At 54.0% G+C, this 14692-nt stretch carries 13 protein-coding genes; 4 read left to right on the top strand and 9 right to left on the bottom strand.

Annotated elements, in window-relative coordinates; all coding sequences use genetic code 11:
• Window positions 1-123: 123 nt before the first annotated feature.
• The 4 genes from fabG to JRF57_01230 all read left to right on the top strand — a co-directional run bounded on the left by fabG (window position 124) and on the right by JRF57_01230 (window position 3020).
• Window positions 124-870 (top strand): 3-oxoacyl-[acyl-carrier-protein] reductase, encoded by a 747-nt coding sequence (gene fabG / locus JRF57_01245; GenBank protein MBW2302316.1) that lies wholly within the window; start codon window positions 124-126, stop codon window positions 868-870.
• Between the two features lie 52 nt (window positions 871-922).
• The gene (gene acpP, locus JRF57_01240) at window positions 923-1165 is read left to right on the top strand and encodes an acyl carrier protein (protein ID MBW2302315.1); all 243 of its coding nucleotides are present in this window, start codon (window positions 923-925) and stop codon (window positions 1163-1165) included.
• Window positions 1166-1222: 57 nt separating this feature from the next.
• On the top strand, window positions 1223-2464 hold the full coding sequence (fabF, locus tag JRF57_01235) for a beta-ketoacyl-ACP synthase II (protein ID MBW2302314.1): 1242 nt from the start codon (window positions 1223-1225) through the stop codon (window positions 2462-2464).
• An 82-nt stretch (window positions 2465-2546) separates the two neighbouring features.
• Window positions 2547-3020, top strand: coding sequence for a cytochrome c3 family protein (locus tag JRF57_01230; protein ID MBW2302313.1), 474 nt, complete (start codon window positions 2547-2549; stop codon window positions 3018-3020).
• Between the two features lie 175 nt (window positions 3021-3195).
• On the opposite strand, the gene JRF57_01225 is transcribed toward JRF57_01230, so the two are convergent.
• The 9 genes from JRF57_01225 to JRF57_01185 all read right to left on the bottom strand — a co-directional run bounded on the left by JRF57_01225 (window position 3196) and on the right by JRF57_01185 (window position 14358).
• Window positions 3196-3999, bottom strand: a complete 804-nt coding sequence (locus JRF57_01225; protein ID MBW2302312.1) for an ATP-binding cassette domain-containing protein — start codon at window positions 3997-3999, stop codon at window positions 3196-3198.
• Between the two features lie 42 nt (window positions 4000-4041).
• Window positions 4042-4938 (bottom strand): ABC transporter permease, encoded by an 897-nt coding sequence (locus JRF57_01220; protein ID MBW2302311.1) that lies wholly within the window; start codon window positions 4936-4938, stop codon window positions 4042-4044.
• A 104-nt stretch (window positions 4939-5042) separates the two neighbouring features.
• A complete protein-coding gene (locus tag JRF57_01215) occupies window positions 5043-6041 on the bottom strand; it encodes an ABC transporter substrate-binding protein (protein ID MBW2302310.1) in 999 nt (332 codons plus the stop codon).
• 445 nt (window positions 6042-6486) lie between these two features.
• Entirely contained in the window at window positions 6487-8064 is a 1578-nt protein-coding gene (locus JRF57_01210) for a response regulator (GenBank protein ID MBW2302309.1), read from the bottom strand.
• Window positions 8028-8708, bottom strand: coding sequence for a sigma-54-dependent Fis family transcriptional regulator (locus JRF57_01205; GenBank protein MBW2302308.1), 681 nt, complete (start codon window positions 8706-8708; stop codon window positions 8028-8030). Before JRF57_01205 ends, JRF57_01210 begins: the two co-directional genes overlap by 37 nt.
• A gap of 54 nt (window positions 8709-8762) precedes the next feature.
• Window positions 8763-9143, bottom strand: coding sequence for a flagellar protein FlaG (locus JRF57_01200; protein MBW2302307.1), 381 nt, complete (start codon window positions 9141-9143; stop codon window positions 8763-8765).
• A 125-nt stretch (window positions 9144-9268) separates the two neighbouring features.
• Window positions 9269-9709: a flagellar export chaperone FliS gene (gene fliS / locus JRF57_01195; protein MBW2302306.1), complete on the bottom strand. Its 441-nt coding sequence runs from the start codon at window positions 9707-9709 to the stop codon at window positions 9269-9271.
• A 102-nt stretch (window positions 9710-9811) separates the two neighbouring features.
• Window positions 9812-12868, bottom strand: coding sequence for a flagellar filament capping protein FliD (fliD, locus tag JRF57_01190; GenBank protein MBW2302305.1), 3057 nt, complete (start codon window positions 12866-12868; stop codon window positions 9812-9814).
• A gap of 347 nt (window positions 12869-13215) precedes the next feature.
• The gene (locus JRF57_01185; GenBank protein MBW2302304.1) at window positions 13216-14358 is read right to left on the bottom strand and encodes a flagellin; all 1143 of its coding nucleotides are present in this window, start codon (window positions 14356-14358) and stop codon (window positions 13216-13218) included.
• Window positions 14359-14692 lie beyond the last annotated feature (334 nt).

Genomic DNA, 14692 nt, shown 5'->3' with positions numbered 1-14692 from the left:
CATTCCGGGAATGGGAGCACCTTGGCCCTTAAAGCTATCGGCTTCAGTCGATAGTAGTTTATGCTTTACCGGGTTGATAAAAAAAGTGGGGATCGGGACAGGAGAGGAAAAAAGAGGATAGACATGGAAGATTCGGAAAAGGTGGTGGTCATTACCGGCGGATCAAGGGGTATCGGGCGGGCCATCGCGATGAAATTCGCCGCCGGGAAATCAAAAATCATCCTTGTTCATTATGACAAGGATAACGAGGCTGCCGACGAGACCCTTCGGATGATCCATGAAAAGGGCGCGGTGGCCGAGAGTCATCGGTGCGACGTTTCCGATTTCAGCAAAGTGGAATCCCTTTTCAAGGATATCCTGAACCGGTTTAAAAAGGTTGACATCCTTGTCAACAATGCCGGAATCGTGCGGGATCGCCTTTTGATGAGGATGTCGGAAGAGGATTGGGATGATGTTATCCGCGTCAACCTGAAGAGTGTTTTCAACTGCACCAGAATGGTCATTCGGCCCATGACCAAGCAGAGGTGGGGCAGGATCATCAACACCTCTTCGGTCGTCGGTCAGATCGGAAATGCGGGGCAGACCAATTACGCCGCTTCAAAAGCGGGTATCATGGCCTTCACCAAATCCCTTGCCTATGAAGTGGCTTCTCGAGGGGTCACCGTGAATGCCGTGGCGCCCGGTTTCATTGATACCGATATGACCAAGCCATTGCCTGACAAGGTCAAGGACTACTTTCTCCAGAAGGTGCTCCTGGGAAGAATCGGCCAACCGGAGGATGTGGCGGAAGTGGTATACTGGCTTTGTTCTGATGCGGCGGGTTACATGACCGGTCAGATCATACATGTGAATGGTGGTATTTTTATGTGAACCGTTGGTGTTTTTCAGAAAAGAAATTGCTAAACAAAAGGAGGGAGCTTCAATGGCGGACATTGCCCAGAAAATCAAAGAAATCATCTGTGAACAGTTGGACGTGTCGGAAGAGGATGTTGTTCCAACGGCTTCTTTCGTTGATGATTTGGGGGCCGATTCACTGGACCAGGTCGAATTGATCATGGCCATGGAAGAGGAGTTTGAGATATCTATCTCCGATGAAGATGCTGAGAAAATCGCTACGGTCGAGGACGCCATCAATTATATCAAGAACGCCCTGGGAGAAGAGTGATCGAAATCGAGGCGTTCCATAAAAAACCCGACGTAATCAATAAAACACGGGGGTAATATGAAAAGGCGTGTCGTGGTTACCGGCTTGGGCATGGTGACTCCATTGGGCACGGGTGTCGAGAAAAATTGGGAGGCCTTATGTGCCGGAAAATCGGGTATCGGAAGGATTACCAAATTCGACCCTTCTCCCTTCCGGAGCCAGATAGCAGGAGAGGTCACGGACTTCCGGTCAGAGGATTTCATGGCCAAACAACAGGTCAGGCGTTTCGATATCTTTGTTCATTACTCGCTGGCCGCTGCAAGGATGGCGATGGAAGAATCCGGGCTGAAGGTCGATTCCTCGAATGCGCATCGTGTGGGGAGCATCACTGGGTCCGGCTTGGGAGGGCTTTCCATGCTCGAGCATTACCACAGTGTCCTTCTCGAAAAGGGTCCGGACAGGATCAGCCCTTTTTTCATCCCGGGAATGATCGCCAATATGGCCCCTGGCCTCATCGCCATAGAATTCGGGGTGAAGGGCCCCAATATCTCGGTGGAGACCGCCTGTGCAGCGAGCTGTCATGCGGTGGGCGAATCCTTCAGGTTGATCCGGGAGGGTAGGGCCGATGCCATGATCACAGGTGGAGCCGAGGCGGTGGTGACACCTCTCGCCCTGGGGGGATTCTGTTCCATGAAGGCCCTTTCCACCCGGAACGACGAGCCTGAAAAGGCCTCCCGTCCGTTTGACAGGGATCGGGACGGCTTTGTGATGGCCGAGGGAGGAGGTATCCTCATCCTTGAGGAGTTGGAGCATGCCCTTGAGCGGGGAGCCCCCATCTATGCCGAGATGATCGGTTACGGAATGTCAGGAGACGCCTATCATGTGGCGGCTCCGGATCCGGAGGGGATCGGTGCAATACTCTGCATGCAATCCGCCCTGGAAGATGCGGACCTGAAACCCGACGAGGTTGACTATATCAATGCCCATGGAACCTCCACTCCCCTCAACGACATCTCGGAGACAAAGGCCATAAAGGCAGTGTTCGGGGACCATGCTTATAAACTGGCCGTCAGCTCCACCAAATCCATGACTGGACATCTTCTTGGAGGGGCGGGCGGGGTCGCGGCCATCTATTCGGTCCTGACCATCAAGCATGGTATCATACCCCCGACCATCAACTACCAGAATGCGGATCCGGAATGCGATCTGGACTATGTGCCCAACGTGGCGAGGAAGGCGGAAGTCGGGGTGGCGATGGTCAATGCCTTTGGGTTCGGCGGCACCAACGCCAGCCTCATATTCAAAGCTTATAAGGATTGAAGGTCCTTTTCGGGGAAACCTGCCAGTAAGGAATATACATTTGAGTATAGGCGCTAGGTTAGGAGAAGGGAGGAAAATGAGAATGGGGTCGAAGACAAAAGCGGGAATGATTCTCTGGACGGCGATGGTGTTTGTCCTCTTGGGATTGGTTGGAAGCATGAGGGCGTCTGGAGAAGAAGGGGTCACGAAAGACCCGAAGGCCGGTTCGGAGAAAGGCAAAAAATTTGATGTCATCGTTATTGATAATCCCGACTATGACCGGGACCGGAAAGGACCCGTCATCTTCAGCCATAGAAAACACGCCCTGGATTACAAGATCCTGTGCTGGGACTGCCATCATGAATATAACAGTGAGGGGGTCAACGAGTGGAGTCCATGGGCGGATGAGACACAGCAATGCAAAGAGTGTCATGACGCAAACGAGGAGATCGACGACGTCATGAAGCTCCAGACGGCCTATCATATCAATTGCAAGAACTGCCACAAGACTATGGCCAAAGAAGGCAAGAAGACCGGACCTTATCGAAAGTGCCTCGAATGCCACGAGAAAAAGTAGTTGTTGTGCCTGGGATGAAAAAGTGACGCCTCTATTTTAGAGTTATAAGTCAGGCCTGTTAAAAACGGGGGAATCGGTTTCTTAACCGATTCCCCCGTTTCGTTTTTTCCTTTCTAGCGGAACGCCTCGGTCTCGGGGTCTTTGTACCGGACTCTCACCCGCGAATGAGACGTTCTCAATGATGGCTTAACAGAACATTGTCGTCTGTAAATTGCTCTCCGGCAGCTCGCTCGAAAGACTGGATCAGGTCTCCGATAGTCAGGGTTTTCTTTTTCTCCCCGGACAGGTCCACCACGACTTTTCCCTTGTGCATCATGATCAGGCGGTTGCCGTACTTTAATGCGATTTCCATGTTGTGGGTGACCATCATGGTGGTCATTTTTTCTCTTCTGACGATCATATCCGTGAGGTTGAGGACCGTCTGGGCGGTCTTGGGATCGAGGGTGGCGATATGTTCATCCAGGAGAAGGATGGAAGGCTTGCTGATGGTGGCCATGACCAAGGCAAGGGCCTGTCTCTGGCCTCCGGAAAGTGTGCCCACCAGGGTCGTCAATCTGTTTTCCAGATTGAGCCCCAGAGGCTTGAGGGCCTCCCGGAAGAAATCCCTCCGCTTCTTGTTGATCGCGAATTTCAACCCTCTTTTCTGGCCGCGTCGAAAAGCCATGGAAAGGTTTTCTTCGATGGTCAGGTTACGGGCCGTGCCCACGCTGGGTTGTTGCCATACCCTTCCGCAGTAAGCGGCATGGCGGTATTCCTGAAGGTTCGTCACATCATCTCCGTTGATGATCACCTGGCCGCCCCTTTCCGGTGGGAAGACCCCTGCGACGATATTGAGGAGGGTGGATTTTCCGGCCCCGTTGCTTCCTATTACGGTAATGAAGTCCCCTTCGTAAACCTTCAGGTTGATGCCGTTTAGTGCTGAAACCTCGTCAATCGTACCGCGGGAAAAGATTTTTCTCACATCCTTGAGTTCGAGCAGGATTTTTTTCTGGGTTGTGTTCATATTGGAAGGCCTCCTAAATCACATCCTGGCTGCGGGTGGCACCCACTCATGCCGGAGTCTTTTCTTCAGGTAGGGAATCGCCAATGCAAAAATTACGAGAATAGAGGTGATCATTTTGAGATCACCGGGCCTCATTCCCGCCCTCAGGGCGATGGTAATGAACAGTCGGTAGATAAAGGTCCCGGCGAAACAGACCATCAGGATCTGGGCAATCCCCCTTGGACGGAACAGGGCCTCTCCGATGATGATTGCGGCCAGAGCCATGATGATCATCCCGATGCCCATGCCCACATCGCAAAAACCCTGGTTCTGGGCCACGAGGGCGCCCGTAATGGCCACAAGGCCGTTGGAAATAGCGCAGCCGAGGATCACGTTTTTATCCGTATCCGATCCAAGGCCTCTTACCATTTGCTCGTTGTCACCCGAAGCCCTGAGGGCCAGGCCGATCTCGGTGCGCATGAACCAGTTCAAGACCAGAAAGAAGATGACAGCCACAATAGCGGCAAAGGTGATCGAAAGGCTCATCCCCCGGAGACCCAGGAGGCGTCCTGCGAGATCGAAACTGTTGCTCTCCCGCAATAAGGGGATATTGGCTCCCCCCATTATTCTCAAGTTGACCGAATAGAGCCCGACCATCATTAAAATGCCTGACAAAAGGGCGCTTATCCGAAGTTTGGTGTTGAGCAATCCAGTCACCATTCCTGCGCAGACCCCCGCGAAAAAGGCGATGAGGGTCGCCAGGAATGGATTCACTCCTTTAACGATCAGTACAGCGGCCGTGGCGCCTCCCAAGGGGAACGTTCCGTCCACCCCCAGGTCGGGAAAGGCAAGCACCCGAAAGGTCAGATAAACACCGACCGTAAGGAGACCGAATATCAACCCTTCATAACAGGAAACCGACAAGACATTGAATATGGCGTTCACAAACACCTCCCTCGTAAAACGGCATGATTGAAGATTAAGCAGAGGAAAGGGGGAGGTATTAACCGCTCCTCCCCCCTCTTTTCAGACAAGATGGATTACTTGTCGATCACTTTGGTGGCCTTTTCCATTACGGACTGGGGAATGGTCACCCCCATTCTCTTTGCTGCGGAGGGATTTACGTACAGATCGGTCATCTTCCCTTTGGATACGGGGATATTGGCAGGGCTTTCCCCGCGGAGGATCCGCGCAGCCATCTTGCCGCTCTCTCTTCCCACGTCGTAGAAGTTGATTCCTGAACTGGCGATGACCCCGCGCTCGACCTGGTTGGTATCGGATCCGAAAAGAGGAATTTTGTTGTCCTCGCAGACCTTCACCAGGGCCTCAAGCGCCGAGACGACTACGTTGTCCGTGGGAAACCAGATGGCATCCACCCTTCCGACAAGGGATCGGGCCGTAAGCATGACGTCTGCGGTCGAGGCGACATTCGCCTCCACAATCTCTTCAATGCCGAGGGCGGGAGCTGCTTTCTTGAGTTCTTTGATCTGCACACGGGAATTCGCCTCGCCAGCGTTGTAAATGGTCCCCACCCTTTTCACATTCGGGCAGACCTGTTTGATGACGGCCACCTGATGTGCCACGTCAGCCCAGTCACTGGCTCCGGTAATCTGGCCTCCGGGCTTGTCCCAGCTCTTCACCACCCCGGCGGCCACCGGATCCGTGACACAACTAAAGACCACGGGGATGTTCGTCCCTTCCACCGCTGCCGCGCAAGCCTGAACGATCGGTGTCGTGATTGCAAGGATCAGGTCAACCTTTTGGGTGACGAACTTCTGGGCGATTGAAGCGGCAAGACTCATGTCACCCTCGGCATTGGCCATGTAATACTTCACGTTGACCCCCTCCTTGAATCCTTCCTTGGCCATTTGGTCCAGGAATCCCTTGCGGGCCGTATCCAGAGCAGGGTGGGTGGCTATAGTGCTGATTCCGATCTTATAGGTTTTCGCTTCACAGGTTCCGGCCCATGGCAGGAGAAGTGCCACGGCGATGAGGATAAAGGTGAAAAGGGACGATTTGAGCGTCATGCTTTTTTCCATTGCCATTTCTCCTTTCTGGAATTTGAATTTGGGTGGCATTTTGATAACAGATCGAATGTATTATTTCAATACATTTTTATCCGGTCGTTATCATTCCCACAGGAATCGGTGACCGCCTGTTGATAGCAAACTGCTGTCGAATGAAGCCGACAGTTGTAAGAGCCGAGGGTTTCGGGGTTCAAGGGTTCAAGTGAAAATCATTTTACCTCGAATCCTTTTTTTCACTCGGCACCTGGACCCCTTGAATCCTTGACCGCTGATTAAAAAATGATCGAACCGAAGTCCTTGTCTGAAGGCCGGAGGTCCTCTTACTCCCCGAACGGGACAATGGGAAGCTTTTTGATGTGAGAAGAACTGTTTGCTTTTAAAAAACGGAATGAGGGAATTCTTATACGGAGAGGCCGGCCTTTGGAGAACCCCTGAACCAACGGCCGGAATGGCTTGCTCAATCGCTCGTTCCGGATTGAGATTCCCGCTGTGAAAGCACTGGAATGGCGGCTTTCACCACCTTGGGGTCGAACTGGGATCCGCTGTTACGTCTTAGCTCATCAAGGCATACATCAAAGGGGAGGGCCTTTCTGTAAGCCCGATCTGAATTCATGGCGTCAAAAGCGTCCGCCACGGCGAGGATTCTTGCAAGTTTTGGAATCTCTTCCCCTTTGAGCCCATCAGGATACCCTTTCCCGTCCCATCTTTCATGATGATGCTTGATAATGGCGGTCTCCTGTTCGTCGAGACCCAGAGGAGCGACGATGTTGACTCCGATGGTCGGATGGGCCCTGACACATTCTGTCTCCTCCTCGGTAAGGGGGCCGGGCTTGTTCAGGATGGAATCGGGGATTCCGATCTTCCCGATATCATGGAGGGGTCCCATGGTCTCCAATCGGTTGAGGTCCATCTTTTCGCAGCCCATGTTCCGGGCGATCTTGAGGGCGTAAGTCGTCACCCTTGTGGAGTGCTGTTGGGTATAGGTATCCTTTGCTTCAATAGCGGTTACGAGGGCCATCAAAGAGGCCAGAAAATTCTGTTTCAGGTTGTCATAGAGGGCGAGGTTTTCGATGTTCAAAGCCGCTTTTTCAGCGAGAAATTTGAGGATGAATTCATCTTCACCGTCAAAGGCCTTCCCACCTTCTTTTTCACTGACCAGGAGGACTCCGAATGGTTCGTCCCGTATGTTGAAGGGAGTGGCCAGAAGGTCATGAGTCCTGAAAGGCCGGTCAAGAATCAGCTCCTCCTCCGGAGAACAAGAAAAGTAGTTGGCGATGAAATCCTTTTCCAGGATGGGACTCCCCTCTGAGTTTACCAGGAAGCGGGCCTGGGTCCCGGGATTCATCTTCTCGAATCCCTGCTGGGCCAGGGTCAGCAGATGGGAGTTTTCCTGGTCGTAGATCAGGAAACAGGCCCTTTTTGCATTGCATGATTCGATCGCCTTGGTAATGACATAACGGTAGAGGTTTTCAGATCGGTTGATTTTGGAGAGGGAATCCACGATATGGTAAAGGATGCCCTGGAGCCGGATCTTTCTTTCAAGCTGATTGTTTAGTTCCTCCACTTCTCGCTTTTTCAACAGCTCTTGGTTGAGGAGGCAGTTTCTCTCCATCAGGAGGTGGAGCCTTTGGATCCTTTCAAGGGCGATTTTCAAGTCCTCGAAACGGAAGGGTTTGACCAGGAAATCCGAGGCACCATTGTGCATGGCGTCGATTACCACATCCATCGTGGGATAACCCGTCATCAGGATGACGGTTGTGAGTTGGTCTGATTCGTTTATCTTTTTCAGGACGTCTAGGCCGCTCACCTCCGGCATCATGATGTCAAGGAACACGAAGTCGAAGTGATTTTCCTGGAACATCCGGAGGGCCTCCCTTCCGTCATTGGCTATATGGATGTCCCTGATCCCCAGGTGTTCCAAGTAGAGTTGGAGGCTCTCGCTGATGACGCGTTCGTCGTCCACCACGAGCACCCTCGAAGACTTGAGGCGCTGGAGTGTCAGTTCTGTAGGTTCTTCAGCAACTTGGATTTGCACAGCTTGAATTCCTCTTCTGTAAGGAAACCCCGGTCCCTGAGGGCCGAAATCCGTTCCAGGTCGGAGAGAAGGGGGGGATGAAGACCCGGCCCTGTCTCCACGTAATAATGGGAGAGCATGCTTCCCGCTATAAAAGGTTCGGTTCTCTTCGGATCTGAAGGATTTCCCGATTCACTCCGCTCGGAGTCCGATTCAGCACCCATGATCCGTTTCACCATCCGGAGCTGGGTATAGGCTTCCTGAAGTTCGGAAAGAAGCCGGCGGTTTTCCCGTGTCAGACGTATTTTCTCGCCGGCGTTGTGAACAACGATCTTGATCTCTTCCAGCTTGAAGGGCTTGGTGATGTAATCGTAGGCGCCCTCCCTTATGGCCTCGATAGCGGATTCGATGGAAGCGAATCCCGTGATCAGGATTACTACAATGTCCGGGTAGAGTTTTTTGGCCTCTTTAAGGACTTCGAGGCCTGATGCGCCGGGCATCATCAGGTCTGTTATGAGCAGGTCGAACTTTTCCTCCCTGCACTTTTCGATGGCGTCCAACCCGTCATGACAAGGGACCACCTCGTAACCTTGTTCCGTGAGAAAGCCCGAAAGAGCGGAGAGAAATCTCCTGTCATCGTCGACGATGAGCATTTTCAGGTTCATCGAGCATTCCGATCGGGAAAAATGTTTCAGGCCCCAGGGGCTTTGGGTTCCGGATCATACGTTTTCATTGAAAAACAGGCCGGTCATCTCTTCCATCTTGGCCGCCAGGTTCAGCATCTCTTCCGGCGGGATTTCCCTGATGACCTTGCCGTCTCCGGATAAGACCTTGATGATGATACAGCCCGTGGGCTTGTGGACCTGGATCTTGAGGTTTGTTTGCATGGACTTGAGGTACTTGTCCATGGCCTCGGCAATGCGTTCGATCTTGCCCTTGGTCTCTTCGGATACCGCGGTGTTTTTTAATTCATCAGATGACTGAACCTTGGAGGCGGTGGATGACGTTCCACGCCGGGTATCCAGTCCTTCGGGGCCGGTTTTCAAGACGGCTTCGGCCTGCCCGATTTCGCTCGACTTGATTGAACCGACTGCTTCCATTTTGTTCACCTCGTCTTTTTCTCCCTTCCTGCCTTAAAAATTTTTCTTCCCGTTCGACCTGTTTATGCTGTTGTATTTCCCGTATCCACCCTCTTGATCGGCAGGCAGGGGTGATACCTTGAATGTCAGGCTGCGACTTGAGCGGACAATGCTTTGGGTTCGACATTGGGCGCCTGGGGCATCTCATTCCTTTTTTCCCTGGTGGCAATCTCTTCCCAAGCCTCTTTCAGTTCCGACAGAAAGCGAACAGCCTCTTCGAACGCCGATAAGTCCTTCTCCACGTCACCCTGGATCAATCGCCTGGTGAGGTAGTTATAAATAGCGTCCAGGTTCTTTGCGATTTCTCCCCCTTTTTCGAAATCGAGGCTGCTCTGGAGTTCGTTGATGATATCCAGGGTATTTTGAAGGAGCTTCGCCTTTCTCTCGTAGTCGCCTGTCTGGTAGGATTCCTTGGCCTGTTTCAGGAACTGGATCGACTTATCGTAACACATCACGACCAGGTTCATCTTTCCGGCGGTGGCGATCTCAGTCTTTCGATACTGGCTTAAGGTCCTTCCGTATCCCATGGTTTCCTCCCGTATGCTGGTTTTCTCGTTTTCGGCTTTTGGGGCAGAATCCGTTTAGACCGACCCGTGATGGAGCGGGTGGAACGGACACCGTAGTACAGATTACCAATTATAACTCATGGCGTTGATCTGTCCGCTGAGCCATTGGCTTTGTGCCTGGATATTGCTCAAGGCCAATTCCATGGCAACGAAGCGGTTGATCATCATTTCCATCTTCTGGTCCAGCCGGGCCTCCATCTGTTCGATCTTGAGCTCATAGTCATCGATGGTATCCTGAAGGGAATCCTGCTTGAAGCCAACGTACCCCTCCAGGGGGTCGGTGATACTGTACAGGACCCGGTCGAACAGTTCAGCCGCGCCCAACGTAATCTTGACTGTTCCAACATCCCCCGTGGTCGTACCCGTGTACTTTATAACCAGCCCGTCGATGTTGGCTTCGCCGTCGTCTCCCGTGAGGAGCTGTCCTGATCCGGTCGCGCTCTCCCCGTTAATGGTGCCGGCCACGTCCACCCCGTTGTTTACGCTTACGGGGGTCGTCTGGCTTCCCGTCCAGAGCCCGGTGTCCGTGCTTTCCTGGATGGTGAAGGAGTAAGAGCTTCCGTAGCTGTCGTGGGTCAGTACAAGGTGGTCGCTCCCGTCGTTGGAGGCCGTTATTTCTATGGCGTATCTCCCCTCCTGGCCGCCGCTGTTGGTCGTAAGGACCGATCCGAAATCCAGATCATGGGCCTGGGTGTAGTCGAAGGTGATGGAGAGCTGGCTGTTTCCCTCGTACTTGTCGGTGAGGGTGAGGTGTCCCGTGCTGTCGATGGCCGCGGTCACCGAGTTTCCGAATGCGGACTCTATTTCCGACAGGAGATCCTGCACCGTGTCAGAGCTCGCGTCGCTGATGGTGTAAGACCCTGAGACCGCCGTGCCGTTCCGGGTGGTTCCGCTGAAGGAGATCACGTCTCCGTCGACCAGGTTGGCCCCATCGATGCTTCCCCATGTGGTACTCGATGTAATGGGACTGCTGGAGGCCGTAAGGGCATTGGCGCCCACCAGCTTTTCCGTGTAAACCGTATCCAGTTCCGTATTGATGGCGTTGATTATGTCGGAAATGGTCATGGAACTGGTGAGACTGATGGTGGCGGTCTTGTCACCTTCCGTGATGGTGAGGGTCTCGTCGCTGCCCAGGGTGCCGCTTACGGCCGTATCGCTGGTGGAGTTGCTGCGGGTGGCAGCCTGGGTGATATTGACCGTGTACTCCCCGGCCTCGGTGTCCCTCGAGTAGGAGACGTATTCAAGGGTTCCCGTGCTGGTTACCCCGTTTGCTGCGAAAAGGAGCTTTATATCGTTGAAGTTGGTCCGGAGGTATCCTTTGAGTGTATCGCTGTCGATGCTGAGCTGGCCGTCGTTGTCGAGGTTGATCCCCACCAGGCCGAGGGTGGAAAACTCAGTCGATACCCCCCATACATTCTGGACCAGGGTGGAGGTCAGGTCGTATTCGACCGAGTTGAGGGTCCCGTCCCCGAAGAGCACTCCACCGGTTTCCTGTTTGTCTTCATCGTAGGACTGCTGCTGGTTTATGTAGGAGGCCACGTCATTGTATGCGTTCACGAAATCATTGATCTTGTCCACGATGGCGTCGATATCCCGTGCGATGTTCAGGGTGACGGTCGTGCCTGAGTCGGAATCCAGCAGGTTGAGGGTTACCCCGGGGATCAAGTCGTCTATGGTGTTTTCTGAACGGGTCACTGTGACGCCGTCAACCGAGAGGGTGGCGTCTTGGCCGGCCGTCAATTGCCGGTTGCGCACGGTACCCAGGGCGGTGAAGGTTCCCCAGTCCAGGCTGCCGTCAGAGATGCTGGAGGTAAGGGACACTGACAGGGAACTCGAACCTGTCTCCAGGTCGGCCACCTCGATTTTGCCATCCGAGGTTACGTACACGGAGACCTCGTCGCCGCCGGCCTCAAAGGCCGTTTCAATGGCATTCATCAGGTCCTGTACGGTGGAAGAAGAGGTGATGCTGAAACTGTCGTTCACCGCGTTTCCACTGTGATCCGTGCCGGAAATGGTGATGGAATCCCCTGAAGTCCAGGAGTTGTAACCGTCGATGGAGGTGAGGAGGGTGGAGGCCGAAATGTTCTCCCCGTCGGCCGTCATGGTGTTCCCTGAGGTGGTCCCCTGGACGGCGCTGACTCCGTTTTCAAGTATCCCGAGGGTCTCGAGAATGTTCTGGTCGTCCGTGAAACTCTGGGTGCCGTCGATCTGGAGCCGGTACTGGGTGGTATCCCCACTTGTATCCGTGATGATGCTGGCTGTAACACCAGGGATGGACGCATCGTTGATCTTGGTCTTGATGCCCTCGAGGGAGTCTGTGGAGAAGTCGATGGATATATTCTGACCCGCGATCTGGATCGTCCCGGACTGGGTGGTGGATAGCCCCAGGAGGGTTTTTATGTCCTGGGTGGTGCTGCTGAAAAGGTCTGATTGGGCACCGCCCGTGATGCTGTTTTTAAGAGAAGTGCTTTTGTCTTTCCATCCGAAAAGCTCGACCAGGTCGGTACTCGATGCGTTCTGGAGGCTGATGCCTTCCTCCCCCGTGCTGTCGCTGGTCAGTGTGAGGCGGTAATCGTTCGTCCCGTACGTGATGATACTGGCGGTCACCCCGGTGGGGTTGTCTCCAGCGTTGGCGTTGTTGATCTTGTCGCGGACATCGGAGAGGGTGTCCGTTGCCGTAATGGTGACGGCCTTCCCATTGATCAGGAGATCCCCGGCATAGCTGCTTCCCAGGGCGGTGGTGATGCTGGAGAAGGAGGCGGAAGAAAGCTTTTGGGCCGTGGCGATATTGGTGATCTGGATGCTGTAAGACCCCACCGAGGCGGAGGAAGAGGCTGATACGCTCAGGAGGTCCGATGCATCCACGTCTGCGCTGTCTGATGTCATGTTGGCCGTGTAGATGTTGAAATCGTCAGGTTCCTGAAGGGCCTGGGCCGCCGTCCTCAGGGCTAGCAACTTGGTATTGAAGGACTGCCATTCGGAAAGTTGCGACTCGTAGTCGGACTTTTTCTGCTCAAGAAGATCAACGGGCCGCCGTTCGATGGCCATCAGTTTATCGACAACACTCCTCCAGTCAAAACCGCTGGACAATCCCGAAATGAGATTGGTGCTCAGTGTCATGGTTGCTTCCTTTTTAAAAAGTTGGTTTACGGAAACCCGGGAGAGTGGTTCCCGCGGTTACCTTACATATCGGAAAAACGGGGCCTGAACTTGAACCCTTTTACAAGGGAATGAGAGCTTTGAAAAACGTTCAATTTTGTTCAAGGTCAAGGAAGGCGAAAATTTTAACCGCAGGAATACATTGAAGTATTTCGAGGATTCAAATTTGAGCCTGACGCAGAGATTGGGCAAAAGAGGACGTTTTTCAAAGGTCTCGGAATATAAGGGATGTGGGGAGGCGGGATCATGGAAAAGCCCCGTTCCCGGGGCCGGGAACGGGGCCGTTGAGGTTAAGGCGGTCCTGAGATCTATCCGCCGAGCAGGGAGAGTACCGACTGAGGCGCCATGTTCGCCTGGGCCAGCATGGCGGTACCGGCCTGCATCAGGATCTGGTTCTTGGTGAAGGTGGTCATCTCTGCAGCCATGTCCACATCGCGGATGACCGATTCGGCCGCCGTGACGTTCTCGATGGTCGTGGCAAGGTTCGCGGCGGCGTAAGTCAACCGGTTCTGGGCCGCACCGATATCACCCCTGATCTTTGCAAGGTCCGCGATGGCGTAATCCACCGTGTTAAGGGCCTTCTGGGCACCGCTGGCCGTTGAGAGGTCGATACCGGAAATGGCGTAACCCGATCCTCCCTTGGTCTTCCCGAGGTATTCCTGCGTGGCGTTACCCAGGGAAATGGCGATCCTGGAGGTTCCGGCATTCTCCGCGCCGACCTGGAAGGTTGAGGAACCGCTGGATGCGGCGGTGATTTTACCTTCCAGTTCATCGGTGGTATCAAAGGCGCTGTTGATGGTCAACTGGATCCCCAGGGCGCTGAATTCCACGTTTTTGGTGGTGTCGCCCGAGGTCGTGGATGTGGTGACCGTCTGGCTCACATCACCGGTCGTGATGGTGATGGTGGCAGAAGAACCGCTCACCGTGGTGGCGGAAATCGTGTAGTGCTCACTCGCCTTCATTCCAGTGATGCTGACGTAACCAGCGCCCCCGCTGATAGTGTCTGTCTTCGAACCGACGCTCACCCCGAAGCTTCCGTCTATCAGTTTGGTTCCGGAATATTCCGTGGATTCCGCGATCCTGTCGATTTCGTCGATCAGCTTCTGGGCCTCGGCGTCGATCTTGTCAAGGTCCGAGGTTGCGTTGGCCGAGGATGCCTGGGTAGCCAGTTCCTTGAGCCTTGTCAGCATGTTTCCGATCTGGTCCAGGGCGCCCTCTGCGACCTGGAGCAGAGAATTGGCCTCGGTGGTGTTCCTTGAGGCGACCTTGTAACTGGCGATATCCGCCCTCAACCCTTGAGAGATGGAGAGCCCCGCCGCGTCGTCGGCCGCCCGGTTGATCCGGTAACCCGAGGAGAGGCGTTCAAGGGATCTTGCCAGTCCCATGTTGGAAATGGTCAGGTTTCTGTGGGCGTTAATGGCCGCAATGTTGTTTTGAATCCTGAGTCCCATAATCAAAAATCCTCCGTGATATTTGGTGTTTTATCCTCCGGCGAGTCTGTATCGAACTCCCCGGGGTTGATGCCCGGGTCAGTCCTTTGGCCCGGGCCTGCCCGGCGTCCCTGCCGGGTTGTAAAGACCTGTTCGGATCCACCTCCTTTCCTTAACTGGAATCGTACGTTACCCGTTTGACCATTGATATCGGCAGGAGGGTCCCGGAACTTTATTTTTTTTAAGGGAAGGCGGGGGAAGGATCTGCCGGGGGTTTTACGGCTGCAAGGACCCGCGCCGTATCCAGGCAGACACGGGCGAGGGCGGGGGCGGACCGAGCCGTCAGGGATTCCGC

It is taken from the genome of Deltaproteobacteria bacterium (assembly GCA_019310525.1).
Taxonomy (GTDB): domain Bacteria; phylum Desulfobacterota; class DSM-4660; order Desulfatiglandales; family HGW-15; genus JAFDEE01.
Note: the sequence above shows the minus strand (reverse complement) of the source record. Positions and strands in the feature narration are given on the sequence as shown.

What these genes read in the sequence shown, in the direction of transcription:
- fabG (MBW2302316.1), top strand. Translation starts at nt 124, where the DNA reads ATGGAAGATTCGGAAAAGGTGGTGGTCATTACCGGCGGATCAAGGGGT.
- acpP (MBW2302315.1), top strand. Translation starts at nt 923, where the DNA reads ATGGCGGACATTGCCCAGAAAATCAAAGAAATCATCTGTGAACAGTTG.
- fabF (MBW2302314.1), top strand. Translation starts at nt 1,223, where the DNA reads ATGAAAAGGCGTGTCGTGGTTACCGGCTTGGGCATGGTGACTCCATTG.
- JRF57_01230 (MBW2302313.1), top strand. Translation starts at nt 2,547, where the DNA reads ATGGGGTCGAAGACAAAAGCGGGAATGATTCTCTGGACGGCGATGGTG.
- JRF57_01215 (MBW2302310.1), bottom strand. Translation starts at nt 6,041, where the DNA reads ATGGAAAAAAGCATGACGCTCAAATCGTCCCTTTTCACCTTTATCCTC.
- JRF57_01205 (MBW2302308.1), bottom strand. Translation starts at nt 8,708, where the DNA reads ATGAACCTGAAAATGCTCATCGTCGACGATGACAGGAGATTTCTCTCC.
- JRF57_01200 (MBW2302307.1), bottom strand. Translation starts at nt 9,143, where the DNA reads ATGGAAGCAGTCGGTTCAATCAAGTCGAGCGAAATCGGGCAGGCCGAA.
- fliS (MBW2302306.1), bottom strand. Translation starts at nt 9,709, where the DNA reads ATGGGATACGGAAGGACCTTAAGCCAGTATCGAAAGACTGAGATCGCC.
- fliD (MBW2302305.1), bottom strand. Translation starts at nt 12,868, where the DNA reads ATGACACTGAGCACCAATCTCATTTCGGGATTGTCCAGCGGTTTTGAC.
- JRF57_01185 (MBW2302304.1), bottom strand. Translation starts at nt 14,358, where the DNA reads ATGGGACTCAGGATTCAAAACAACATTGCGGCCATTAACGCCCACAGA.